19 protein-coding genes are annotated in these 24,371 nt (G+C 56.3%); 14 read left to right on the forward strand and 5 right to left on the reverse strand.

Annotated features, from left to right (window positions below; translation table 11 throughout):
* The first annotated feature begins 24 nt into the window (after positions 1-24).
* The 8 genes from hisG to hisIE are packed head-to-tail and all read left to right on the forward strand — an operon-like array spanning position 25 to position 7,090.
* The gene (hisG, locus tag ACUTSC_RS07265; protein WP_049202244.1) at positions 25-924 is read left to right on the forward strand and encodes an ATP phosphoribosyltransferase; all 900 of its coding nucleotides are present in this window, start codon (positions 25-27) and stop codon (positions 922-924) included.
* A 4-nt stretch (positions 925-928) separates the two neighbouring features.
* On the forward strand, positions 929-2,236 hold the full coding sequence (hisD, locus tag ACUTSC_RS07270) for a histidinol dehydrogenase (RefSeq protein ID WP_443002668.1): 1,308 nt from the start codon (positions 929-931) through the stop codon (positions 2,234-2,236).
* Positions 2,233-3,321 carry a histidinol-phosphate transaminase gene (gene hisC / locus ACUTSC_RS07275; protein WP_197766521.1) on the forward strand — a complete coding sequence of 363 codons (1,089 nt, stop codon included), beginning with the start codon at positions 2,233-2,235 and terminating at the stop codon, positions 3,319-3,321. The genes hisD and hisC overlap by 4 nt, the downstream gene beginning before the upstream one ends.
* Positions 3,318-4,385, forward strand: a complete 1,068-nt coding sequence (hisB, locus tag ACUTSC_RS07280) for a bifunctional histidinol-phosphatase/imidazoleglycerol-phosphate dehydratase HisB (RefSeq protein ID WP_033637767.1) — start codon at positions 3,318-3,320, stop codon at positions 4,383-4,385. Before hisC ends, hisB begins: the two co-directional genes overlap by 4 nt.
* Positions 4,385-4,975 (forward strand): imidazole glycerol phosphate synthase subunit HisH, encoded by a 591-nt coding sequence (gene hisH / locus ACUTSC_RS07285; RefSeq protein WP_064290206.1) that lies wholly within the window; start codon positions 4,385-4,387, stop codon positions 4,973-4,975. Before hisB ends, hisH begins: the two co-directional genes overlap by 1 nt.
* A 5-nt stretch (positions 4,976-4,980) precedes the next feature.
* Positions 4,981-5,718: a 1-(5-phosphoribosyl)-5-[(5-phosphoribosylamino)methylideneamino]imidazole-4-carboxamide isomerase gene (gene hisA / locus ACUTSC_RS07290; protein ID WP_445653239.1), complete on the forward strand. Its 738-nt coding sequence runs from the start codon at positions 4,981-4,983 to the stop codon at positions 5,716-5,718.
* On the forward strand, positions 5,700-6,476 hold the full coding sequence (gene hisF, locus ACUTSC_RS07295) for an imidazole glycerol phosphate synthase subunit HisF (protein ID WP_041034248.1): 777 nt from the start codon (positions 5,700-5,702) through the stop codon (positions 6,474-6,476). Before hisA ends, hisF begins: the two co-directional genes overlap by 19 nt.
* Positions 6,470-7,090 carry a bifunctional phosphoribosyl-AMP cyclohydrolase/phosphoribosyl-ATP diphosphatase HisIE gene (gene hisIE, locus ACUTSC_RS07300; RefSeq protein WP_197766522.1) on the forward strand — a complete coding sequence of 207 codons (621 nt, stop codon included), beginning with the start codon at positions 6,470-6,472 and terminating at the stop codon, positions 7,088-7,090. The genes hisF and hisIE overlap by 7 nt, the downstream gene beginning before the upstream one ends.
* A 74-nt stretch (positions 7,091-7,164) precedes the next feature.
* Here the strand turns inward: hisIE and gndA are convergent, their stop codons facing one another.
* Positions 7,165-8,571: an NADP-dependent phosphogluconate dehydrogenase gene (gndA, locus tag ACUTSC_RS07305; protein WP_197766523.1), complete on the reverse strand. Its 1,407-nt coding sequence runs from the start codon at positions 8,569-8,571 to the stop codon at positions 7,165-7,167.
* A 266-nt stretch (positions 8,572-8,837) separates the two neighbouring features.
* Here gndA and ACUTSC_RS07310 point away from each other — a divergent pair, with 266 nt between their 5' ends.
* Genes ACUTSC_RS07310 through ACUTSC_RS07330 form a run of 5 tightly spaced genes read left to right on the forward strand, consistent with a single transcriptional unit; the run spans position 8,838 to position 14,616 of the window.
* Positions 8,838-10,154, forward strand: coding sequence for a hypothetical protein (locus ACUTSC_RS07310; protein ID WP_443006757.1), 1,317 nt, complete (start codon positions 8,838-8,840; stop codon positions 10,152-10,154).
* Positions 10,135-11,406, forward strand: a complete 1,272-nt coding sequence (locus ACUTSC_RS07315; RefSeq protein ID WP_197766525.1) for an oligosaccharide flippase family protein — start codon at positions 10,135-10,137, stop codon at positions 11,404-11,406. The genes ACUTSC_RS07310 and ACUTSC_RS07315 overlap by 20 nt, the downstream gene beginning before the upstream one ends.
* A gap of 50 nt (positions 11,407-11,456) precedes the next feature.
* Positions 11,457-12,350 carry a glycosyltransferase gene (locus ACUTSC_RS07320; RefSeq protein ID WP_197773151.1) on the forward strand — a complete coding sequence of 298 codons (894 nt, stop codon included), beginning with the start codon at positions 11,457-11,459 and terminating at the stop codon, positions 12,348-12,350.
* A gap of 7 nt (positions 12,351-12,357) precedes the next feature.
* Positions 12,358-13,446 (forward strand): glycosyltransferase, encoded by a 1,089-nt coding sequence (locus ACUTSC_RS07325; protein ID WP_197766527.1) that lies wholly within the window; start codon positions 12,358-12,360, stop codon positions 13,444-13,446.
* A gap of 30 nt (positions 13,447-13,476) precedes the next feature.
* Positions 13,477-14,616 carry a glycosyltransferase gene (locus ACUTSC_RS07330; protein ID WP_197766528.1) on the forward strand — a complete coding sequence of 380 codons (1,140 nt, stop codon included), beginning with the start codon at positions 13,477-13,479 and terminating at the stop codon, positions 14,614-14,616.
* Between the two features lie 60 nt (positions 14,617-14,676).
* Here the strand turns inward: ACUTSC_RS07330 and galE are convergent, their stop codons facing one another.
* From galE to ACUTSC_RS07350, 4 genes are all read right to left on the reverse strand, one after another.
* Positions 14,677-15,693, reverse strand: a complete 1,017-nt coding sequence (galE, locus tag ACUTSC_RS07335) for a UDP-glucose 4-epimerase GalE (RefSeq protein WP_445653240.1) — start codon at positions 15,691-15,693, stop codon at positions 14,677-14,679.
* Positions 15,694-16,109: 416 nt separating this feature from the next.
* Complete coding sequence (locus tag ACUTSC_RS07340; protein ID WP_063989336.1) at positions 16,110-17,486, reverse strand: TolC family outer membrane protein; 1,377 nt, start codon at positions 17,484-17,486, stop codon at positions 16,110-16,112.
* Positions 17,487-17,488: 2 nt separating this feature from the next.
* Positions 17,489-18,820 carry an HlyD family type I secretion periplasmic adaptor subunit gene (locus tag ACUTSC_RS07345; RefSeq protein WP_063989335.1) on the reverse strand — a complete coding sequence of 444 codons (1,332 nt, stop codon included), beginning with the start codon at positions 18,818-18,820 and terminating at the stop codon, positions 17,489-17,491.
* Between the two features lie 52 nt (positions 18,821-18,872).
* Positions 18,873-20,645 (reverse strand): type I secretion system permease/ATPase, encoded by a 1,773-nt coding sequence (locus ACUTSC_RS07350; protein ID WP_445653241.1) that lies wholly within the window; start codon positions 20,643-20,645, stop codon positions 18,873-18,875.
* Between the two features lie 641 nt (positions 20,646-21,286).
* Here ACUTSC_RS07350 and ACUTSC_RS07355 point away from each other — a divergent pair.
* Entirely contained in the window at positions 21,287-24,277 is a 2,991-nt protein-coding gene (locus tag ACUTSC_RS07355; RefSeq protein WP_197766530.1) for a DUF4214 domain-containing protein, read from the forward strand.
* Positions 24,278-24,371 lie beyond the last annotated feature (94 nt).

Here is a 24,371-nt window from a genome sequence, read left to right on the forward strand (position 1 = left end):
ATTACAGATTAAACAGAGGTTACCATGCTGGACAAGACACGTTTACGGATCGCAATGCAGAAGTCGGGCCGCCTGAGCGATGAATCCCAGGAGCTGCTGGCGCGCTGCGGCATCAAGATCAACCTGCAGCAGCAGCGCCTGATCGCCTTCGCGGAAAACATGCCGATCGATATCCTGCGCGTGCGCGACGACGACATTCCGGGCCTGGTGATGGACGGCGTGGTCGATCTGGGCATCATCGGCGAAAACGTGCTGGAAGAAGAGCTGCTCAGCCGCCGCGCTCAGGGCGAAGACCCGCGCTACTTCACCCTGCGTCGCCTCGATTTCGGCGGCTGCCGCCTGTCGCTGGCCACCCCGCTCGATGCCGAATACACCGGCCCGCAAAACCTGCAGGACGCCCGCATCGCCACCTCTTACCCGCACCTGCTGAAGCAATACCTCGACAAGCAGGGCGTGCGCTTTAAATCTTGCCTGCTGAACGGCTCGGTGGAAGTGGCGCCGCGCGCCGGCCTGGCCGACGCCATCTGCGATCTGGTCTCTACCGGCGCCACGCTGGAGGCCAACGGCCTGCGCGAAGTGGAAGTGATCTACCGCTCCAAGGCCTGCCTGATTCAGCGCGACGGCGAAATGCCGGAAGCCAAACAGCAGCTGATCGACCGCCTGATGACCCGCATTCAGGGCGTGATCCAGGCGCGTGAATCCAAATACATCATGCTGCACGCGCCGAGCGAGAAGCTGGACGAGATCGTCGCGCTGCTGCCGGGCGCCGAGCGCCCGACCATTCTGCCGCTGGCCGGCGCGCAGAACCGCGTGGCGATGCACATGGTGAGCAGCGAAACCCTGTTCTGGGAAACCATGGAAAAACTGAAAGCGCTCGGCGCCAGCTCGATTCTGGTGCTGCCGATTGAAAAGATGATGGAGTAACGCCATGTCGACCTTCAACACGCCGATCGATTGGGCAACGTGCAGCGCCGAACGCCAGGCCGAGCTGCTGATGCGCCCGGCAATCGCCGCTTCCGACAGCATCACCCGCACGGTGAGCGAGATCCTCGACAACGTGAAGGCCAACGGCGATCGGGCGCTGCGCGACTACAGCGCCCGTTTCGACAAGGCGGACGTCGCCGCGCTGCGCGTCAGCACCGAGCAGATCGCCGCCGCCTGCGCCCGACTGGGCGATGACATCAAACAGGCGATGGCGGTGGCCGTCGCCAACGTGGACACCTTCCACAACGCGCAGCGACTGCCGCCGGTGGACGTCGAAACGCAGCCGGGCGTGCGCTGCCAGCAGGTGACCCGCCCAATCGACTCGGTGGGCCTGTATATTCCCGGCGGGTCGGCGCCGCTGTTCTCCACCGTGCTGATGCTGGCGACGCCGGCGCGCATCGCCGGTTGCCGCCGGGTGGTGCTGTGCTCGCCGCCGCCGATCGCCGATGAGATCCTGTATGCGGCACAGCTGTGCGGCGTGCAGGAAGTGTTTCAGGTCGGGGGCGCGCAGGCGATCGCCGCCCTGGCGTTCGGCACCGAAAGCGTACCGCGCGTGGCGAAAATCTTCGGGCCGGGCAACGCCTTCGTGACCGAAGCCAAGCGGCAGGTCAGCCAGCGTCTCGACGGCGCGGCCATCGACATGCCGGCCGGGCCTTCGGAGGTGCTGGTGATCGCCGACGCCGGCGCCACCCCGGCGTTCGTCGCTTCTGATCTGCTGTCGCAGGCCGAACACGGCCCGGATTCGCAGGTGATCCTGCTGACGCCGGACGCGGCAATGGCGCAGGCAGTGGCCGAAGCGGTGGAAAGCCAGCTGGCCGAGCTGCCGCGCGCCGAGACCGCCCGCCAGGCGCTGGCGAGCAGCCGCCTGATCGTGGCGCGCGATCTGCCTGAGTGCGTGGCCATCAGCAACCGCTACGGCCCGGAGCACCTGATCATTCAGACCCGCAATGCGCGCGAGCTGGTAGACAGCATCACCAGCGCCGGTTCGGTGTTCCTCGGCGACTGGTCGCCGGAGTCCGCCGGCGATTACGCCTCCGGCACCAACCACGTGCTGCCGACCTACGGCTACACCGCCACCTGCTCCAGCCTGGGGCTGGCCGATTTTCAAAAACGCATGACGGTGCAGGAGCTGACGCCGCAGGGCTTCAGCAACCTGGCCGCCACCATCGAGACCCTGGCTGCCGCCGAGCAGCTGATCGCCCACAAGAACGCCGTGACCCTGCGCGTCGCCGCCCTGAAGGAGCAAGCATGAGCATCGAAAAACTGGCGCGCGCCAACGTTCGCGAGCTGACCCCTTATCAATCGGCGCGCCGCCTCGGCGGTAAGGGCGATGTGTGGCTCAACGCCAACGAATACCCGATCGCGCCCGAGTTCCAGCTGACCGCGCAAACCTTCAACCGCTATCCGGAGTGCCAGCCGGCGTTGGTGATCGAACGCTACGCCGCCTACGCCGGGGTGAAGAAAGAGCAGGTGCTGGTCAGCCGCGGCGCCGATGAAGGCATCGAGCTGCTGATCCGCGCCTTCTGCGAGCCGGGTAAAGACGCCATTCTGTTCTGCCCGCCGACCTACGGCATGTACGCCGTCAGCGCCGAAACCTTCGGCGTGGAGCGCCGCACCGTGGCCGCCAAAGAGGACTGGCAGCTGGATCTGCCGGCCATCGCAGACAGCATGGACAACGTGAAGCTGATCTACGTCTGCAGCCCGAACAACCCGACCGGCAACCTGATCGATCCGGACTCTCTGCGCAGCCTGCTGGAGCTGGCCAAAGGCAAGGCGATCGTCGCGGTGGACGAAGCCTATATCGAGTTTTGCCCGCAGGCCTCGGTGACCGGGTGGCTGAGCGACTATCCGCACCTGGCTATCCTGCGCACGCTGTCGAAGGCCTTTGCGCTGGCCGGCCTGCGCTGCGGTTTTACGCTCGCCAACGAAGATCTGATCGCCCTGCTGCTGAAGGTGATCGCGCCTTACCCGCTTTCGACGCCGGTGGCGGATATCGCCGCGCAGGCGCTGAGCGAAGAAGGTATCCGCACCATGCGCCAGCGCGTCACCGACATTGCCGCCACCCGCAGCTGGCTGCAGCAACAGCTGGAAAAATGCGCCTGCGTCGAGCAGGTTTTCGCCAGCGACAGCAATTACCTGCTGGCCCGCTTCACCGCCTCAAGTAATGTGTTTAAAAGCTTGTGGGATCAGGGCATTATCTTACGAGACCAAAACAAACAGCCCGGGTTGTCCGGGTGCCTGCGCATCACCATAGGCACCCGCGACGAATGTCAACGCGTGGTGGACGCCTTGTCCGCCCTGCCCGGTGCCAACCCGACTCGCCAGGAGCCAATGTGAGCCAAAAAATCCTCTTTATCGATCGTGACGGCACGCTGATCGCCGAGCCACCGGAAGATTTCCAGGTTGACCGCCTGGACAAGCTGGCGCTCGAGCCGGACGTGATCCCTTCCCTGCTGGCGCTGCAACAGGCGGGGTATCAGCTGGTGATGATCACCAATCAGGATGGGCTCGGCACCGCCAGTTTCCCGCAGGAAACCTTCGATCCGCCGCACAACCTGATGATGCAGATCCTCAGCTCGCAGGGCATTCAGTTCGCCGATGTGCTGATCTGCCCGCACCTGCCGGCGGACAACTGCGACTGCCGCAAGCCGAAAACCGCGCTGGTGAAGGGTTACCTCGAACCCGGCGTGCTGAATGCCGCCCACAGCTACGTGATCGGCGATCGGCCGACCGACGTGCAGCTGGCGGAAAACATGGGCATCCAGGGGCTGCGCTACCAGCGCGGCGTGCTGGGCTGGAAAGAGATCGTGCGCCAGCTGACCCTGCGCGATCGCCACGCGCGGGTTAATCGCGTGACCAAAGAGACGCAGATCGACGTCAACGTCTGGCTGGATCGCGAAGGCGGCAGCAAGATCAAAACCGGCGTCGGCTTCTTCGATCACATGCTGGATCAGATCGCCACCCACGGCGGCTTCCGCATGGAGATCGACGTCAAAGGCGATCTGTATATCGACGATCACCACACGGTGGAAGACACCGGCCTGGCGCTGGGTGAAGCGCTGAACAAGGCATTGGGCGACAAGCGCGGCATCGCCCGCTTCGGCTTCGTGTTGCCGATGGACGAATGCCTGGCGCGCTGCGCGCTGGATATCTCCGGCCGCCCGCACCTGGAATACAAGGCCGAGTTCAACTATCAGCGCGTCGGCGATCTCAGCACCGAAATGGTCGAGCACTTCTTCCGTTCGCTCTCTTACACCATGGGCTGCACGCTGCACCTGAAGACCAAGGGCAAAAACGACCACCACCGGGTCGAGAGCCTGTTCAAAGTGTTTGGCCGCACGCTGCGCCAGGCGATCCGCGTCGAGGGCAATACCCTGCCGAGCTCGAAAGGAGTGCTGTGATGAACGTGGTGATTTTGGATACCGGCTGCGCCAACCTGGCCTCCGTCACCTACGCGGTACGGCGCCTGGGCTATCAGCCGGAAGTGAGCCGCGATCCTGAGATCGTGCTGCGCGCCGACAAGCTGTTCCTGCCGGGCGTCGGTACCGCACAGGCGGCGATGGATCAACTGCGCGAGCGCGATCTGATCGAACTGATCAAGGCCTGCACGCAGCCGGTGCTGGGCATCTGCCTCGGCATGCAGCTGCTGGCGGCCAGCAGCGAAGAGAACGGCGGCGTGACCACACTCGGCCTCATCGATACGCCGGTCAAGCAGATGACCGACTTCGGCCTGCCGCTGCCGCACATGGGCTGGAACCAGGTGTCCGCACAGGCGGGCCACCACCTGTTCCGCGGCATCGATGACGGCGCCTACTTCTATTTCGTTCACAGCTATGCGATGCCGATATGCCCCAGCACCATCGCTCAGGCGAACTACGGCGAGCCCTTCACCGCCGCCGTGCAAAAAGACAACTTCTTCGGCGTGCAGTTTCATCCAGAACGTTCTGGAGAGGCCGGCGCGCAACTGTTGAAAAACTTTCTGGAGATGTAGGCAGCATGATTATTCCGGCTTTGGATTTGATCGACGGCAACGTGGTGCGTTTGCACCAGGGCGATTACGGCCAACAGCGCGACTACGGCAACGATCCGCTGTTGCGCCTGCAGGACTATCAGCAGCAGGGCGCACAGGTGCTGCACCTGGTCGATCTGACCGGCGCCAAGGATCCGGCGGCGCGCCAGATCCCGCTGCTGCGCAAGCTGCTGGCGGGGGTTGACGTGCCGGTGCAGGTCGGCGGCGGCATCCGCAACGAGCAGGACGTCAGCGCCCTGCTGGAGGCCGGCGCCACGCGCGTGGTGATCGGCTCCACCGCGGTGAAACAGCCGCAATTGGTGCAGAGCTGGTTCGAGCGCTACGGCGCCGACGCGCTGGTGCTGGCGCTGGACGTGCGCATCGACGCGCAGGGCGTGAAACGCGTGGCCATCAGCGGCTGGCAGGAGGATTCCGACGCCACGCTGGAACAGGTGGTTGAGCAGTTCCTGCCCTACGGGCTCAAGCACGTGCTGTGCACCGACATTTCGCGCGACGGTACGCTGGCCGGGTCCAACGTGGCGCTGTATCAGGAGATCGGCCGCCGTTATCCGCAGGTGGCCTTCCAGGCCTCGGGCGGCATCGGCAATCTGGACGACATCGCCCAGCTGCGCGGCAGCGGCGTTGCCGGCGTGATCGTGGGGCGCGCCCTGCTGGAAGGTAAATTTAGCGTTGAGGAGGCGATCGCATGCTGGCAAAACGCATAATCCCGTGCCTGGATGTTAAAGACGGGCAAGTGGTGAAAGGCGTGCAGTTCCGCAACCACGAAATCATCGGCGACATCGTGCCGCTGGCGCAGCGCTATGCGCAAGAAGGTGCGGACGAGCTGGTGTTTTACGATATCACCGCCTCAAGCGACGGCCGGGTGGTGGACAAAAGCTGGGTATCGCGCGTGGCGGAGGTGATTGATATTCCGTTCTGCGTCGCCGGCGGCATTAAAAGCGCCGAGGACGCCAGCCAAATCCTGTCTTTCGGCGCCGACAAGATCTCGATCAACTCGCCGGCGCTGGCCGATCCTGAGCTGATTAGCCGCCTGGCGGAACGCTTCGGCGTGCAGTGCATCGTCGTGGGCATCGATACCTGGTTCGACAGTGAAACCGGCAAGTATCACGTCAACCAATATACCGGCGACGAGAGCCGCACCCGCATCACCCAGTGGGAAACCCTCGACTGGGTACAGGAAGTCCAGCGCCGCGGCGCCGGTGAGATCGTGCTGAACATGATGAACCAGGACGGCGTGCGCAATGGGTACGATCTGCAGCAGCTGCGCCTGGTGCGCGAGGCCTGCAAAGTGCCGCTGATCGCCTCCGGCGGCGCGGGCACCATGGAGCACTTCCTGGAAGCGTTCCGCGATGCGGACGTTGACGGCGCGCTGGCGGCGTCGGTGTTCCACAAACAAATCATCAATATCGGCGAACTGAAAAGGTTCCTGGTTGAACAAGGCGTGGAGATTCGCGTGTGCTGACAGAACAACAGAGCAACCAACTGGACTGGGAAAAAACCGACGGCCTGATGCCGGCCATCGTGCAGCACGCCGTTTCCGGCGAAGTGCTGATGCTGGGTTACATGACGCCGGAAGCGCTGGCGACCACCGAGCAGAGCGGCAACGTCACCTTCTTCTCGCGCACCAAGCAGCGCCTGTGGACCAAGGGTGAAAGCTCCGGCCACTTCCTCAAAGTGGTCAGCATCACGCCGGACTGCGATAACGACACGCTGCTGGTATTGGCCAACCCGATCGGCCCGACCTGCCACCTCGGCAACAGCAGCTGCTTCCACCCGGCCGCCAGCGACTGGACGTTCCTCTATCAGCTGGAACAGCTGTTGGCGGAGCGCAAGCACGCCAGCCCGGACAGCTCGTACACCGCCAGCCTGTACGCCAGCGGCACCAAGCGCATCGCGCAGAAGGTCGGGGAGGAAGGCGTGGAAACCGCGCTGGCCGCCACGGTCAACGATCGCGAAGAGCTGACCAACGAAGCTTCGGACCTGATCTATCACCTACTGGTGCTGCTGCAGGACCAGGATCTGGATCTGAGCGCGGTGATCGGCCGGCTGCGCGAACGGCATCAGAAAAAAGCGTGACGCTAAATCGCGCCCAATAAAAAAGCCGCCGGGCGTTAACCTCGGCGGCTTTTTTTATCGTTCAACGAGCAGGCTTATTCCATCCATTCGGTATGGAACACGCCTTCCTTGTCGATACGTTTATAGGTGTGCGCACCGAAGTAGTCGCGCTGCGCCTGGATCAGGTTCGCCGGCAGCACCGCGGAGCGGTAGCTGTCGTAGTAGGCGATCGCAGCGGAGAAGGTCGGCGTAGGAATACCGTTCTGCACGGCGTAGGCCACCACGTCACGCAGCGCCTGCTGGTACTCGTCGGCGATTTGCTTAAAGTATGGCGCCAGCAGCAGGTTGGCGATATCGGCATCCGCCGCGTAAGCGTCGGTGATCTTCTGCAGGAACTGGGCGCGGATGATGCAGCCGGCGCGGAAGATCTTGGCGATTTCGCCGTAGTGCAGATCCCAGTTGTTTTCTTTAGACGCGGCTTTCAGCTGAGAGAAGCCCTGCGCGTAGGACACGATCTTGCCCAGATACAGCGCGCGACGCACTTTCTCGATGAACTCGGCTTTGTCTCCGGTGAACGGCGCCACTTGCGGGCCGGTCAGCACTTTAGACGCGGCAACGCGCTGGTCTTTCAGCGAGGACAGGTAGCGTGCGAACACCGATTCGGTGATCAGCGACAGCGGTTCGCCCAGATCCAGCGAGCTCTGGCTGGTCCACTTGCCGGTGCCTTTGTTGGCGGCTTCATCCAGGATCACATCGACCAGGTATTTACCCTCTTCGTCTTTCTTGGTGAAGATGTCTTTGGTGATGTCGATCAGGTAGCTGTTCAGTTCGCCCTTGTTCCACTCGGCGAAGGTTTCGGCCAGTTGCTCATTGCTCAGGTTCAGCGCCTGCTTCAGCAGAGAATAGGCTTCGGCAATCAGCTGCATGTCGCCGTATTCGATGCCGTTGTGCACCATCTTCACATAGTGGCCGGCACCGTCTGCGCCGATGTAGGTCACGCAAGGCTCGCCTTCCGCAACCGCAGCGATTTTCTCCAGGATTGGCGCCACCAGCTCGTAAGCTTCTTTCTGGCCGCCAGGCATGATGGAAGGTCCTTTCAGCGCGCCTTCTTCACCGCCGGAAACGCCGGTGCCGATGAAGTTGAAGCCCTGGTCGGACAGTTCGCGGTTACGACGGATGGTGTCCTGATAGTAGGTGTTGCCGCCGTCGATCAGAATATCGCCCTTGTCCAGGTGCGGAGTCAGCGAGGCAATGGTTTTATCCGTTGCTTCGCCCGCTTTCACCATCAGCAGGATGCGGCGCGGTTTTTCCAGTGATTCGACAAACTCTTCAACGGTGTAATACGGCGCCAGATTCTTGCCCGGGTTCTCAGCGATCACTTCGTCAGTTTTATCGCCAGAACGGTTGAAAATGGAAACGGTGTAACCACGGCTCTCGATGTTCAGCGCGAGGTTGCGGCCCATTACTGCCATGCCGACAACGCCGATTTGTTGCTTGGACATTTAGGAACTCCTGTCTGAGGATGACCCTGCCGGCAACGTCGGCCAGCAGGTTTTGTGATGTGGCACACATGTTAACTCAGGATTGGCTCGTGTGGGTAGTGATTGGTGCGATAGACGGTTGACAAAGAATGCTGCCAAAACAGTCAAGCACAGCTACTGAAATCACTAAAAAAATGCAGGAAGATTGCGTGTTAAAGGTGAAGGTTTATTGATGACGAGCACGGATCCTGTACAATCTCGCAGTTAAATCACAGTTGGGGTCAAAAGTGCGCGTACTTTCCTGCATTTTCTCTATTATTTTCATCGTGTTCTCAATGTTGGGAACGATTAAGATTTATATTGGTGGCAATTTTAATTGGCTCATCCAGTTGATGTTGCTGTCCGCTGCGGTTGCCAGCTCATTGATGGCCTCACCTCTTTCGCCGGGGCAAACGGTTCGCGCACGGCTGCGCAACCTGCGCAACTACAAGCCCATGATGATAGGCTGGCTGCTGTTTATGGCAGGCATAGCTATAGCGGCAGTGATGAATCACGGCACAGGGCTGTATACTTTGGCGAAATACGTCGCTTTCATGTTTGCACTTCTCTGCCTGTTGCTAATTTCCCCTCTCTCATCCGCTTTGCTTGAAAAAGCGCTTAGCATCACACTCGTCATTTCATTGGTGCCGCTGATACTTTTGGCGCTCTTCCGCCAACTTGACGCACTGGTGATTTTAGGCGATGGACGCATGGGGTGGCTCGCCAGTTGGCCCGGTGTCATTTGGAAAATCGGCGCCTTCGTATGGCCTTTTGCTGTTTGGCGCTGCTTAAAAAAAACCAATTTTATCAATGTGCTGTTAGCATTCGGCGCAGTGCTGGTCATGGCGCTCGACGGTAGCCGTACCTCTATGCTGTGGCTGGCGTTAGTATGGGGTGCCTTGGCAATGATTGCCTTCTTTGCTCGCGTGCAAACCCAGCCTGTGCGCGGTCATTTTAGCCTGATAGCCGTGACCTTGCTGTCGTTCTCACTTATTCAGCCCGTACTCCTGGGCTGGGTTTCAGGAGATTATGACAAACTGCTTGTTCAATTGATGGAGAAGCACACGAGCAATCATCCCGATACGGCCAACCTCAATATTAGTCATACTTTCGAAGAAACTTTGGCCGCGCCAAAAGAAACGACGGCAGACCGTTTGGTCAAAGGCGACAACAGTATACGTTTGCAAATGCTGCACACCGGGTGGCAGCAAACCGTAGATAAATTCCCTTGGGGAGGCGGTTTTGGCAGCACCCGGGTCGATGATTTTGGCGCCGACAGCGTGATTCACATGACCTATCTTCAGTTATTGGCTGATGAGGGCGTTTTATCGTTCATCGGCTACCTGCTGTTTATTTTGACTCCTCTCTATTACGGTCTGAAATTCGTCTTCGAAAAGCGGGAGCTTTTTGTCGAACGCTTCGAGTCTATGTTGAGTCCCTTATCGGTGCTGGCTCTATTCTTGTTCATGGGATGTTTCCACCCCCTCAGCAATGAGTTAACCGAATGGGCCATCGTTTTAACCGCAATTTCTATTGTGATATGCCATGTCCCGCGTCGCGACTAATACCTTTTGGTTAATGCTGGCTCAAATAGGCGGGTTGTTCATTCCGCTTATCGAATTGCCCGTACTGGCTCGCGCTCTAGGCCAACAAAACTACGGGCAAGTGCTTTATGCGCTGGGCATCGCTCTGACAGCCTCGGTGTTTGTTGAATTCGGCTTCAATTTCAGCGCAGCGCGTACCGTTGTCAAGATCAGAGAAAACAAGCAACAACTGGCTCAGTTGGTAAGCAATGTGTTGTTTGCCAAACTGCTGCTCAGTATGGCCGTTGGTGTCGCCGTAGGCGTCCTGATTCTGACAGGATCCGGTGCCACGACGATCCCTCATCATTGGTTCGTGTGGATATCGCTATTCATTCTGGCATTCGGTTTTACACCACTATGGTACTACGTCGGGATCGAAAAACTGGTTTTGCCGGCACTGCTGGATTTAGGCTTACGCAGCACGGGGCTTTTATTTACCATTTTGCTGGTGTCCTCACCACAACACGCTCAACGTGTACTTATGATTCAAGCCACTGTGGGCATCATTAACACCCTACTTCCAACCTTGCTGATGATGCGCTCCACTGGTTTAGGTCGCATCAGCTTTCGCGGTGCCGTTACCGTTCTGCGTGAAAGCTGGGAACTCTTTTTATACAAAGGGGCTCAAAGCATCATGGGGTCGATCGCTTCTACCCTACTGGGATTATTGGGCGGAGCTCGTACGGTTGGTGCCTTTGTACCCGCCGAAAAACTGGTTCGAGCTGCGAGCGGTTTAGCGGCCCCCGTTCTGAATGCTGCGTTTCCCCATCTGGTCAGACTGCAATCCGACTCGACGCATACCGCAAAACGGGTTGTTACCCTCGCACTGGGAGCGTTGTTCACCGTAACGGTCGCCTTCGCTCTGCTGACCGTCTGGCTAGCCGGTTGGCTGGTGAATACCATCTTCGGCCCCGGCTATCAGGATGCCATTGAGCTATTAAGCATTTTGGTATGGGTTGTCCCTTTACGCATTTGCAGCATGGCGTTGGCCATATTGTGGTTTATTCCAGGCGGTAAAGAGCAAGTTGCCAGCCGGGTCATGATGATCAATATAGCGATAATCTGCCTGCTTGCCTTCCTCCTGGTTCCCACATTAGGCGGGTTAGGCATGACTATCGCCTTCTTGGTTGCAGAGATAACCATGTTTTCCTTATTACTTTTTTTATTCTGTCGAAAACCGTCAGGTGTCGCGCCACAAACACCTACACTTGCCCGATTGCGGCACCGACAGTAACAGGATAGCCATGAGTCATTGCTTTATTCTCGATTGTGAAGGAAGCCAGTTTGAGTAACTTTGCCCTAAGCGTGGTTATAACTACCTATAACCGCCCAGATCTGCTCGCGCGCGCAGTGGATTCCGTTGTGACCGAAAGGAGTAGGCACAACAAAATACAAATCATAGTGGTTGACGACGCGTCCACGACAGCGCAGCCGGAATTTGCTATAGACGACCTGATCTTTCATCGAATGCCCGTCAACGGCGGCCCTGGCCCCGCTCGCATGCAAGGCTTAGCGTTGGCTAGCTCCCCCTGGGTCTTGATGCTTGACGATGACGATACGCTCGAACCCGGTACGGCTGAGTATTTGGCCACACGTCTACCCGAACCTGAAACGTCGGCGTATCCGGTGTATCAATTTGCCGTCAGCAAGCAAAATCAGAAAGAAGAATTTCGTCTGATCACTTTCGATGACTACGTGAACAAAACCATTACCGGCGATTTCACGCCCGTTTTTGATCGTGAACAATTTTTAGGTACCGGCTTACGCTATCCTGAAAATCGCGCCGGTGGCGAACACCTGCTGTGGTGGAAAGTTGCGGAGAAATTCGGTATTCCTTCGTATGATCGGCCGTTGGTGCGGGTTTCCAACGATGCCACTGTGCGCTTGACGCATTTTTCATCGCAAATCAGCAAAGCCGCCTACCACCAGCAACTGGCTGAAATGGCGCTGGCCGATTTCGGCGAGCGGCTGCAGCGCGATCATCCCGAGGAGTTTCGCCGGATACGTTTGGCGCATGTTACCTATAGCTTGCTTAACCGACAGTGTGCGACGGCACGCCAATCGTTAAAAAATGCTCCGCTCGGCGACAAGTTAAAAATGGCTTTATGGACGATCAGTTGGTTACCGCATTCTCTGATCAAGAAGTTATTCATTTCTTATCGTCAGCGCCAAGGGTAAAACAGCGATGCGTATAGACTACGTGATCACCGGTCTTGAGATCGGCGGCGCCGAATATCAAGTTGTCACGCTGCTCGAGAAATTGGCCGAGCGCGGCCATCAAGTACGCCTGATCTCATTGATACCACCGACATCTGCAGTATTTGTCGATCGACTGGCCACCGCCGGTGTCCCACTCCATGATCTGGGCATGCGTTCAGGTAAAGACCTGCCGCTCGCACTGCTCCGCTTGCGCAAGGAACTTTTGCGCAATCGGCCGGATGTCGTACACAGCCATATGGTGCACGCGAACCTGTTGGCTCGCCTGGTGCGGTTGTTCACGCCTTCTTTGAAATTAGTTTGCACAGCGCACAACACTCATGAAGGCGGAAAAATTCGCGATTGGGCATATCGCCTGACCAACCCACTCAGCCAGTTGAACACAACGATCAGCGAAGCGGCCACACGCCGGTTTATTGGCGAACGCGTTTTCAAGGCACGCAATACTCGTACCATTCCCAATGGAATTGATACTGCCAAGTTCAGCCCAGGAAAAGAACACAGCGCCTCTTTAGAGCGCCCTTTCCGCTGGTTGGCCGTCGGGCGTCTGGTCGAGCAGAAAGATTACCCGACGCTGATTGCGGCCTTTGGCAAACTCTCAGACAGCCAACTACTGATCGCCGGCCAAGGCCCATTGCTTGAAGCTTTGCAACGACAGGTTGAACAGGCCGGATTGGAAAAACGCATTGAATTTCTTGGCGTTCGTAATGATATTGAGCAACTGTATCGCCAGGTCGATGGTTTTGTCTTGTCATCGGAATGGGAAGGATATGGCTTGGTCGTCGCTGAAGCGATGGCTTCTGAACTTCCTGTCGTCGTCACCAATAGCGGCGGCCCCGGAGAAATCATCGGCAATACGGGCGAGAATGGTTTGCTGGTTCCGATCAAAGACCCTGAAGCGCTCGCCAATGCCATGGCTTCGATAGAAAGGATGTCCTTGCAAGATAGACGAAATTTAGGTCAGCATGCTCGATGTCGTGTCAAAGAAAAATACGCTTTAGATGAAATAGTTACACAGTGGGAATGTATTTATACAGAGCTAAAAAACAATAATTAATGGCTTTGGCGGTATATTGATAAGGTTTTTATGAAAATAGCACTAATAGGTACAGCAGCAAATTGTGTGGTTGGCTTTAGAGCCGATCTGATAAAGTCATTGCACCAGCAGGGGCATACGGTTTACGCCCTGGCTCTGGATTATGATGACAACACCCGCATGCAGGTTACAAATCTGGGAGCGATCCCGGTTGACTATAAATTCAGCCGGACAGGCCTCAATCCGCTAAAAGATTTCTTGGATACCTATACGCTTAGCAAACAGTTAAAGCGTTTAGCTCCCGACCTGGTTTTTTCCTACTTTTCTAAACCCAGCATATTTGGCACTTTGGCAGCCGTCATGGCGGGCGTTAAAAAACGTTACGCGATGCTGGAAGGTTTGGGCTACCTATTTACTGAACAGCCGCAAGGTGTGAGCAGGAAAGTAAGGCTTTTAAAAAAGATTCAGGTCATGCTCTACCGTTGTATCTTCCCAAGCCTTGATGCGCTCATTCTTCTGAATCCTGACGATCGTCATGATCTGCTGGTTAACTGCAAAATCAACGTCAAGCAGGCACATGTCTTAGGCGGTATCGGTTTGAATCTGGCTGACTATCCTTTCACGCCCCCTCCGACGTCCCCCGTTTCCTTCATCTTTATCGCCCGTTTGTTGGCCGAAAAAGGGGTTCACGAATACGTCGCCGCCGCAAAAATAGTTAAAGCCAAATACCCGGAAACTCGCTTCTATATGTTAGGCGCGATAGATACGCAAAACCCAGGCAGCTTAACAGGAAAATGCCTGAAGAATTTAATTGAAGACGATATCATCATCGCCCCAGGCCATGTATCAAACGTGGCGGAATGGATTGCGAAGTCCAGCGTTTTCGTTTTGCCTTCCTACTACCGTGAAGGGATCCCGCGTAGTACTCAGGAAGCAATGGCCATGGGACGTGCCGTTTTAAGCACGGATGTGCCGGGTTGTCGGGAAACCGTAGTTCAAGGCGTTAACGGTTATTTAGTCAAACGCTGGTCACATGCTGAGCTAGCGGAAAAGATGTGCGAATTGATCGAAAACCCACAAAAGATAACGGATATGGGGCTTGCCAGTTATCAATTGGCCCAAGAAAGATTTGACGCAGACAAAGTCAATAATCGCCTATTGGAGTTGCTGGAGATTCCTCAAACTCGTTGATATCAAGCCAAACCTGAATGATGCCGGTCGGCATCATTCAGGTCGTGATACCGAAGACAATCAGTCACGATAACCTTTAGGATTTTTCTTCTGCCAGTTCCAGGTATCGCGCATCATGTCATCGATACCCCGACTCACTTTCCACCCCAACTCCTGATAAGCCAGATCGGCGTTCGCCCAGAAAGCAGGCAAATCGCCGTCACGGCGAGGCAATATTTGGTAAGGGATCGTTACGCCGGACGCTTTTTCAAACGCCTGAACCATCGCCAACACCGAATGCCCTACGCCGGCGCCCAGGTTATAAGCCTTGAAGCCGTTGATCTTCGGCAGATGATCCATGGCTTTCAGGTGGCCTTCAGCCAAATCCATGACATGGATGTAATCGCGCTCTCCCGTGCCGTCCTTCGTCGGATAATCTCCGCCGAAAATACCCAGCTTTTCCAACTTGCCGATAGCCACCTGTGAGATGTAAGGCAGCAAGTTATTGGGGATACCGTTAGGGTCTTCACCAATCAGGCCGGACTCGTGAGCCCCCACCGGATTGAAGTAACGCAAAGCAATAATCGAAAATTGCGGTTCAGCCTTGGCAAAATCTTGCAGGATCTGCTCAACCATCAACTTCGATGTGCCATACGGGCTGGTTGTCCCGCCGATCGGGGTCGTCTCCACATAGGGCACCGGTGAATGGGCTCCATAGACGGTGGCGGAGGAACTGAAGATGAAATTATTTACGCCGGCACGACGCATGGCATCCAATAGCACCAGCGTGCCAGTCACGTTATTCTGATAATACTCCAGTGGCTTGCGCGTTGATTCCCCAACGGCCTTAAGGCCGGCGAAGTGGATCACTGCCGTAATCGAGTGCGCCTCGAAGAGGCGATGCAAGCATTCAGCATCCTGAACATCGCCCTGATAGAACACGGCGGCTTTCCCCGCCAGTTTTTCCACCCGCTGCAATGACTCCGCGGACGCGTTGGACAGATTATCCAACACCACAACATCCTCACCGCGCTCCAGCAGCGATAACACAGTGTGAGATCCAATATAACCGGCGCCACCGGTAACTAAAATTGCCATATCCACCCCTTACGCTTCGACAGCATCAAAGCATAGTTACTCGTTCTATAAGAAGGCCGTTTGTTTCATAGGACGTTTAAGCAGGCCATCCATTGATGTCGATACGCATAATACAGCTCAATGGTTCATGCATGAAGAGAAAACGGCAGCCACTGCCTTGCCCGACGGGGTCAGGTGCAACATTCTCCCTCGGCTATTTTCCTGCTTTAACGCTATATCGCACCCGATTCGACACCCAAACGTACAAGCCGTTCCCTGTCAATGGCGTTTGGGGGCATAGACGCCTTTTCAGGCAAGGAGAACCGCTCTGCTAATCAAATAGCGTCGCGTGATGAAAGGGCTCATCCATCGAAAAAGAGCAGCTCAACGCTGCTCTTTCAGATAAATATTCATGCCAGATTCCGCTCGGAAACGAGCTAACGACTGCGGGCAAAATACTGCGCTACCCGCATAACATCTTTTTCGTCCAACGTACCGGAGTCGCTCAGCAAGGTAATCCAGGACTTGATATAGGCGTACTTGGCGGAGGCCAGATCGCGCTGGGCGCTATAGAGCTGCTGTTCGGCGTTGAGCACGTCAACGTTGACACGTTGCCCGGCCAGCACGCTTTGCCGGGTCGCCGTCACCTGTGTGGTGGCCGATTGTACCGCCAGCTCATAGGCCGCCACCTTGGCGCGGCTGCTGATGCACAAATTGTACTGCTTGCGCAGATCGTTGAGCGTGGTGCCTGTCTGCGCATCCATTTCATACATCGCCTGGCCATAGCGCGCTGCCGCCTGCCGGGTCGACGCCGAAACGCCGCCACCGGAATAAATAGGCATGCTGACCTGCACACCGATACTGTCGGTACGGTATTTCTGGTTAACCGTGTTATCGCTGCTGGAGTCGTTTTCCGAATGCGAAGCATACAGCTGAACCTGCGGCATAAAGCCCGCCCGATTCCTTTCGACGTCATACTTAGCGGCATCCACGCCATGACGCGAGGCGGCCAGCACCGGGTTGTTCTCCAGCGCGATCTTTTGCCACTCTTCGAACTTGGACGGGATCAGCGGCGCCACCTTAAACTTGCCAGGCCGCAAAACCTGCAATTCATCCAGTTGGTTCAGCGGTATGCCGATAATCACTTCCAATTCGCGCTGCGCGGCGTCCAGCGCATCGCGCGCTTCGATTACCTGCGCTTCGGCCAGGCTGTAGCGGGCCTGAGTTTCCGATACGTCGGTAATGGTGCCTTCACCGGCGCTCATCAGGCGATCGTTCAAGGTCAACTGTTCCTTGTAAGCCGTCTTTTGCGCTTCGGCCAACGCGATTTGATCCTTGGAATAGGCCACTTCGACATAGGCGTTAATCACCCTAACCGCAAGATCCAGCAACTTACTGCGATAGCGCTCGTCCGACATCATCGTCTGCGCTACGCCGGCTTTGTAGCGCGCGTACGCTTCATAATCGAACAGCGGCTGCGTCAGCGTGATCGAGCTGGAATAACTGCGATATTGTTGCCGCCGGGTGACCTCCGAAACATTGCCGAAAAAGTCGCTCTGCGGGTATTTTTGCGTCTGCCAGTTACGCGGCGAATTCTGGTAGTTCAGCGACACTTTCGGCAGCAGCCCCGCCCTGCCGATGTTTTCGTTCTCATCTCCCGCTTCTTTCTCTTTTATAGCCGCCCGGAAGGTCGGGTCCTTTTCTAATGCCAGCGAATATGCGTCTAAAATCCCTATCGAATAAACCGGCGCAGATATCGCAAACAAAAGGGTGCCGATAACCAGACCGGCAGCCTGTCGTTTTGATTGAATCAAAATTATTCCTCGGTTAATGAAGTATGAGCGCGATCCAAAATAGGTTTAAACAGATAGCTCAGCAGCGAGCGTGACCCCGTTTTCACGAACACTTCTACCGGCATCCCCGGCTTGATGTCCTCGCCACTGAGCATCTTCATGCCCTCCGGCGAGACCGTGACCTGCATCTGGTAGTAAGGCTCACCGTTGGCTTTGTCGACCAGACGGTCGGCGGAAACCAACGTGACCGTTCCCGGAATTTTCGGGGTTTTGTTTTGGTTGAAGGCGGTAAACATCAGATCCACCGGCAACCCGTTGTACACCTTATCGATCAGGTCGACTTTGAGGCGAGAATCCACCACCAATGTCGCCTGGCTGGGTACAACGTCCATCAGGTGGTCACCCGCTCCCACGACGCCCCCCTGAGTGAAGATATTCAATCCGACTACGGTGCCATCCACCGGTGAAGTGATGGCGGTGTTGCCCAGATCGAAATCGGCCATTTGCAGCTTATTGCGAAACTCGCTGGCGTCCATTTGGGTTTGCGCCAGTTGCGTTCTGACCTCGCGCTGATAGTCGGCGAAACGCTGGTCGATACGCTGCTGAGACTCCTGCAGTTGCTTTTGCAGTTGGCCAATCCGCCCGACGGTTTCATCGATGCTGCTGTTCACCTCGGCAAACTGACGCTGCACTTCCAGGTAGCGGTTGCGCGGCAGGTAGCCGTCCGCCGCCAGTTGCTTCATGCTGTTCATCTGCTCACGCAGGCTGGAAAGTTGGATCTGCTTGTTGGCGCGCGAATCCTGCAGGCCTTTCAATTGGAAACGAATCCCGTCCATCGACTGCTTATAACCGTCAATTTCACTTTGCAGACCCTGGCGGCGGGAGGCGAACAGCTGGGTTTGCAACGCGATGATTTCAGCCACGCGCGGCTGATCCTTGATCTGGGTAAAAATGGGAGAAAAAGTGACGCTGCTCAGACCATCGCGTTCAGCGAGTAAACGCCCTTCGGTGGCCAGCGTGGTGTAATACTGGTCGCGCAGGGAATCGACCTGCGCCTGTGCCTGCACCTGGCTCAACTGCACCAGGACTTCACCAGCTTTCACCTTGTCGCCCTCTTTCACCGCGATATTTTTGATGATGCCGCTGGCCGGAGCCTGCACCGTTTTGCGGTTGCCGGAAACAGTTACCGATCCCGGTGATGCCACCCCTTTATCCAAAGGCGCGAATGCTGCCCAAGCCAAAAATCCGAACAGGCCAATTCCCACCACCAGCCAGCCCATCCGGGTAAACCGCCGTTCATCCTGCGGGATCTCTTCAATATACGAGTCTTGCGGCTCGCCAATGTGCGTCGACATACCAACTCCTTTAAACTGCGGACGGCAATAAAGCCATCAGGCAATTCACGGCTTAATTAATTTGCGTTTTCGGGATGTTGCCTTCATCCGGCTCGGAATTTACCGCCCTCACCGCTTGCTGAGGCGGTTGCGTCTGCGCTTTTTGCGCATTGGCTAACGCCTGAAGCACTTGTTGAGTCGGGCCGAACGCGTTGACGTTGCCATTCACCAAGAGCAACAGCTTGCTGGTCATCGACAGCAAATTGGTGCGATGGGTAATCAGAACCACCGTTTTATTACGTTGCTTGAGGAACATAATGGCCTGGTTCAACGCTTTCTCGCCCGCATCGTCCAGATTGGAGTTAGGCTCATCCAAAACCACCAGCGAAGGGTCGCCGTACAGTGCGCGCGCCAGGCCGATACGCTGTTTCTGTCCACCGGACAGCCCAGCGCCACCGTTACCGAGCACCGAATCGTAGCCGTTCGGGAAACGCAGGATCAGTTCGTGCACACCGGCCAGCTTAGCGGCTTCAATGACTTTCTCTGAGTCGATATCGTTAAAGCGTGCGATATTCTCGGCGATAGTCCCGGCAAACAGCTCAATGTCCTGCGGCAGATAGCCGATATACGGCCCCAATTCATCCTTGTTCCACTGATAGATGTCGGCATTATCCAACCGAACAATCCCTTCACTGACCGGCCAAATGCCGACCAGCAAACGAGCCAGCGTCGATTTCCCCGACGCGCTCGGGCCAATGATCCCCAGCACGTCACCGGGCTGGATAGCAAAACTCACGTTATGCAATACCGCATCGCCTTTGGATCCCGGCGGCGTGGCGGTGACGCCTTCTACGGCGAGTACCCCTTCCGGACGCGGCAAGGACATACCGGTACCCCGTTGCGGGTGCGTTTCCAGCAGCTTGACCAACCGGCCATAAGAAAGCTTCGCCGCGCTGTAGCTCTTCCAGACGTTAATAACCTGCTCAATCGGTGCCAGCGTTCGCCCCATCAGAATGGAGCCGGCGATCATCATACCGGGCGTGATATGCCCATCGATCGCCAGCCAGCCCCCCAACCCCAGCACCAGCGATTGCAGCGACATGCGCACAAACTTGGTGATCGACGTGACCCGCGATGCGCGTTCGCTGGCGATGCGCTGACTGTTCAAGAACCGCTGGTGCAAACCGAACCACCGGCGTTTCAGATTGGGCAACATCCCCAAAGCCTCGATCACTTCGGCATTTCGCAGATTGGTGCTGGCCAGCGTACCGGACATAATCGACAGCTTGCTGGCCTCCGCCAGCGGCTTTTTCGACACCATTTCGTTGATCACCGCCAATGCGATCAGCAACAGCGCACCGACCATGGCGAAGAGCCCCAACCAAGGGTTAAAGAGGAATATCACCAACAGATAGATCGGAAACCACGGCGCATCAAAGAAGGCGAACAGCGCGCTGCCGGTGAGGAATTGGCGCAGATTGGTCAAATCGCTCAGCATCTGGCCGGCGTCAGACGAACCGTTTTTCAGATTCGCCTCGTAGGCCGCAGTGTAGACTCGCGTGTTGAGGCGCATATCCAGCTGGCTACCGATACGGATCACCACCATGCTACGCACGTATTCCAACAGCGACATCATGCCGAACATGCCCAACATGATCAGCGTCAGCATCAACAGCGTGATTTCATTACGCGAAGGAAGCACCCGGTCGTAAACCTGGAGCATATAGATAGAAGGAACTAGCATTAATAAATTAATAAATGCGGTAAATATGCCAACGGTCCAGAAAACCTTGCTGCGAGTCCGTATAACATCCGCAATTTCGTTGCGCGGTATAAATTGATTCACTTTCTGCCCTTACATCATGTGCACTGTCAGTCCAATCCGCATTGATATTTATGAGATTAACCTCACAAAAAAAGCCCCAAACATGCTCAAGACTGCAGATGCTTTTTCATTAACTATAGATACATATATGGAATTCCAGCAAGGCTGGCAGATGAAAAAAACATGTGCCAAACAGAACAAAAAAAAACAATACAAAGCAAAAAGTTAGCGAAGGCTAAACGAGTATGCCATCACATCGCATCCGCCATGCATCACCGAAGCCATTCCCGATGCCACGCCAGCTAAATCATTAGAAATCTAATAATCCCCAATGTTAAAAAGCCAAAGGTAATTATTTTAGACATAAAAACATTAATTTCATGCAGCAAACCTGAAGGATTAATTGAGATCACAATTGGTTATAGAAAAACAAAAAACAAAAAAATAAAAAAAATCCTATAGCCTTGACAAAAATCTCATCAGCTCCTTTGATTAAACCGTGAAAGCAACAATTGGCATTAGTGTGTCATTTTTATATGCCGTTGTTTTTACAAGATTTAATACTAAAAAACCTGACCAAACCTCTTCCTGGCACGGCTATGGGGGGCCGGTCACATCTTTCTTATGTCCGTAGAAAATGGGTACATCCAAAGGGGTAACGTATGGCCACATTAGTAGCACAGCAAAAAGCGGCTGCTTTTTTCCTTGCAATCTCTGGAAAGAATATTGACACCGCGGCGTTAGATTACTACTCGCAGAAAATTGAAACTTCTGCACTTTCTCTGGAACAAGTTGCGCAAAAATTCATTGCAGGCACCGCAAGCCTGAACGGTCTGACGGCTTCTCAGATCGTAACCAAGATATACACCGCAGTAAACGGCAGCGCCCCTAGCAGCAGCGTGCTTGCCGATCTTTTAGCGGGCAACCCCACCACGGCGTCCGTCGTCGCCAAGGTGATTAACGACGTACTCAGCTACAGCGGTTTTGATTCAACGCTGCTGACAGCACAGAGCAATTTCGAAGCCCAAGTCGAAAAAACCCTGTTCCCTGTCGCAACCGCCGCATCGTCGGCCGGCGCAGCTGACGTCCAGGGTGTTTTCCATGTCGTGGGCTTAACGCAAACTCAGGACGGCATTACCTACTGGGGAACCGTATTGGCGCAGGGCAGCAAAACGCTGGCGGCGGTCGCACAAACCTTCGTGAACAACAGCCCGCTGAAAACGTTAAGCGATAGCGATTTCATCAACGCCATCTTCCAAAACAGCTATGAACGCGCACCAACTTCGGCCGAAAGCAGCAGCTATCTCGCCTTGCTGAGTGGCGGCTCGACTCGCGGCGACGTTGTAGCTCAAGTGATCGCAGCACTGAAGGGCACCGTTGCCGCCGGCGATACCACGGCCCAACAGCACTTCCAGGCGGCGACGCACGTGTGGCAACCGGGTGAACTGCCGGCTCTGAACTATCAAGAACAAGTCGCAGCGGCCTTCCTGGCAATTCCTGGCCGTGGCGTCGATGCCAGCGGGCTGGACACCTGGAGCAAAGAACTGTTTGCCGGTAAGACTTATGCACAAGTCATCACTACCCTGATCAATTCCGCAGAGTCGCAAAAGAAAGGCGCTCAATTGACTGGCGATGATTTTGTTCAGCATATCTTTACCCTGGTGCATGGCACCGCCGCCACCTCTGCGCAATTAGCCAGCTATGGTGCGCTGGGGAGCAAAACGGCCATCACGCAGGCCATTATCAACGACCTGCGCAGCTCCGTCGCCACTGACAGTGCCACCGTCACTCAACAGCATGGTTTCGAGTTCGATATCGGTACCAGCCTGCTGTACAAAACCGCGGCGTCTCTGACGGCAACGGCCGCCGGCGGCAACGCAACGGGGAGCGTCAACACCGGCGCATCTCACCAAATCAGCAACGCCGAAACGGCAGTGTTGACGGATGTGCAACTGAACGCCAATGCCGCCAGCATCGTGAACCTGAAGTTCGCCGACCATCTGGCGAATCTGACCATCAACGGCACCAGCGCAGCAACGGTCAACCTGTCTGACAACGGCGTTAACCCTGGTGTCGATATTACCGTTAACAATGGCAACGTGATTCTGAACGCCAGTTCCGGGAATGATGATGTCATCGTGACGTCGACGGCTAATATCGCCACGGGCACCGGCGATTTTAACCTTGGCAACGGCAACGACTCGCTGAAATGGGCGGGGAATGCGGCAACCGGCGCAGCCAATACCGTCGGCGCCGGCATCTCAGCTAATGGCGGCGCGGGTACGGACTCCATCTCCGCCAACTTCATTACCAAAACCGTGGTGACCAACCAAAACGCCTTGGGCGTTCGCACCAGCACCGTGACCAGCAACGCCAACAACTTCTCGAACTTCGAGCAGATCGACCTGACCGGCTATATCGGCAAGTCCGTCGGTACGCTGATTACGACGCCGCTGATTGGTTCACCGACTACCACCAGCGTGACAACGCCAAACAACACCTTTGACTTTGGCCTGACCAACGGCACGTCCACGGTCGAAGGCACTACGGGCGGCACGGTTACGCAGAACGCCGCGGCCACCAATCTGGGCACGCAGGGGTTTGTGGTCTCCGGTCTGGCCAACGTCAACGTCATTAACGCCGCCGGCGGCAACGCCGCGCAGTTGGCAGTGAAAGGGGATGCTACCGCTGCCAGTACGCTGAATTTCACCTTTGTCCAGAACGCCACCGATCACTTCAATATCAACTTCGATGCGGTGAGCTCTGCCAACGTCAATGCCGGCGCCATCACCCTCAACAGCAGCAGCAGCGCCCTGTTGGGTACCGCGCTGACCACGGTGAACGTGGCCTCAGGCGGTACCGGCAGCTTTGATAACATTCTGTCATTGGCCGGCACCAATGCGCAGGTTCAGACCATCAACGTGACCGGTGACCACGCGCTGGATCTGACGCTGGGCAGCGGTTTCAGCAACGTGCGTGATATCAATGCATCCACCAATACCGCGGGTCTGAATCTCGACTCCAGCCATGGCGGTACCGGTGACGGTATCATCGTTCAGTTGCTGAACATTCTGCCGCTGAGCGTCATTACCACCAACCTGTTGGCGCCGGTGTTGACGGCGTTGGGCCTGAACGGTTACCAAATGACCGTAGAAGGTTCCAGTGCTGCCGATACCCTGGGCGTGATTGGCAACACCACGCTGACCGGTGGCGCAGGTGCCAACACCTATGACATCAAGGCGAGTAACACGCAGGCGGGTGTGACCATCAAGGACTTTAATAGCCTCAAGGACTCGATTGTCGACGTGAACCATGGCGGCCTGACTATCTCCGATGACGCTAGCGGCACTGCGGTAGCGAACTACGGTACGCGCTCTGCCGACACGTTGGATGCGTTGTTGGGGACACTGGTGGGCGGTTTGACCAATGGCGTTATCGGTCTGCTGGGCGGTATCTTGGGTCTGGATAGCAGCAACTCGCTGACGGCGAAAGTGGGTGTGGCATCCGTTGTATTCAGCGGTGGCGGCAATACCGCCAGCTCCTATGTGATTATCGATAACAACGATAACCACACGCTGGACCTCAATGACACCGTGGTTTACCTGACTGGGCAAAACCACCAGCAATTGGTGGATACGCTGCACTACGCATAAGCGTAGCGCCATCGCCGAGCGAGCTGATTTGTATTCAGCGCCGCGAGGGGAAATGCAATACGTGTACTGATGCCAGCCGGCTATGCCGGCTGGT

Source organism: Serratia sp. TSA_105.2, assembly GCF_052692115.1.

What these genes read in the sequence shown, in the direction of transcription:
- hisG (WP_049202244.1), top strand. Translation starts at nt 25, where the DNA reads ATGCTGGACAAGACACGTTTACGGATCGCAATGCAGAAGTCGGGCCGC.
- hisD (WP_443002668.1), top strand. Translation starts at nt 929, where the DNA reads ATGTCGACCTTCAACACGCCGATCGATTGGGCAACGTGCAGCGCCGAA.
- hisC (WP_197766521.1), top strand. Translation starts at nt 2,233, where the DNA reads ATGAGCATCGAAAAACTGGCGCGCGCCAACGTTCGCGAGCTGACCCCT.
- hisH (WP_064290206.1), top strand. Translation starts at nt 4,385, where the DNA reads ATGAACGTGGTGATTTTGGATACCGGCTGCGCCAACCTGGCCTCCGTC.
- hisA (WP_445653239.1), top strand. Translation starts at nt 4,981, where the DNA reads ATGATTATTCCGGCTTTGGATTTGATCGACGGCAACGTGGTGCGTTTG.
- hisF (WP_041034248.1), top strand. Translation starts at nt 5,700, where the DNA reads ATGCTGGCAAAACGCATAATCCCGTGCCTGGATGTTAAAGACGGGCAA.
- gndA (WP_197766523.1), bottom strand. Translation starts at nt 8,571, where the DNA reads ATGTCCAAGCAACAAATCGGCGTTGTCGGCATGGCAGTAATGGGCCGC.
- ACUTSC_RS07315 (WP_197766525.1), top strand. Translation starts at nt 10,135, where the DNA reads ATGTCCCGCGTCGCGACTAATACCTTTTGGTTAATGCTGGCTCAAATA.
- ACUTSC_RS07325 (WP_197766527.1), top strand. Translation starts at nt 12,358, where the DNA reads ATGCGTATAGACTACGTGATCACCGGTCTTGAGATCGGCGGCGCCGAA.
- ACUTSC_RS07330 (WP_197766528.1), top strand. Translation starts at nt 13,477, where the DNA reads ATGAAAATAGCACTAATAGGTACAGCAGCAAATTGTGTGGTTGGCTTT.
- galE (WP_445653240.1), bottom strand. Translation starts at nt 15,693, where the DNA reads ATGGCAATTTTAGTTACCGGTGGCGCCGGTTATATTGGATCTCACACT.
- ACUTSC_RS07345 (WP_063989335.1), bottom strand. Translation starts at nt 18,820, where the DNA reads ATGTCGACGCACATTGGCGAGCCGCAAGACTCGTATATTGAAGAGATC.
- ACUTSC_RS07355 (WP_197766530.1), top strand. Translation starts at nt 21,287, where the DNA reads ATGGCCACATTAGTAGCACAGCAAAAAGCGGCTGCTTTTTTCCTTGCA.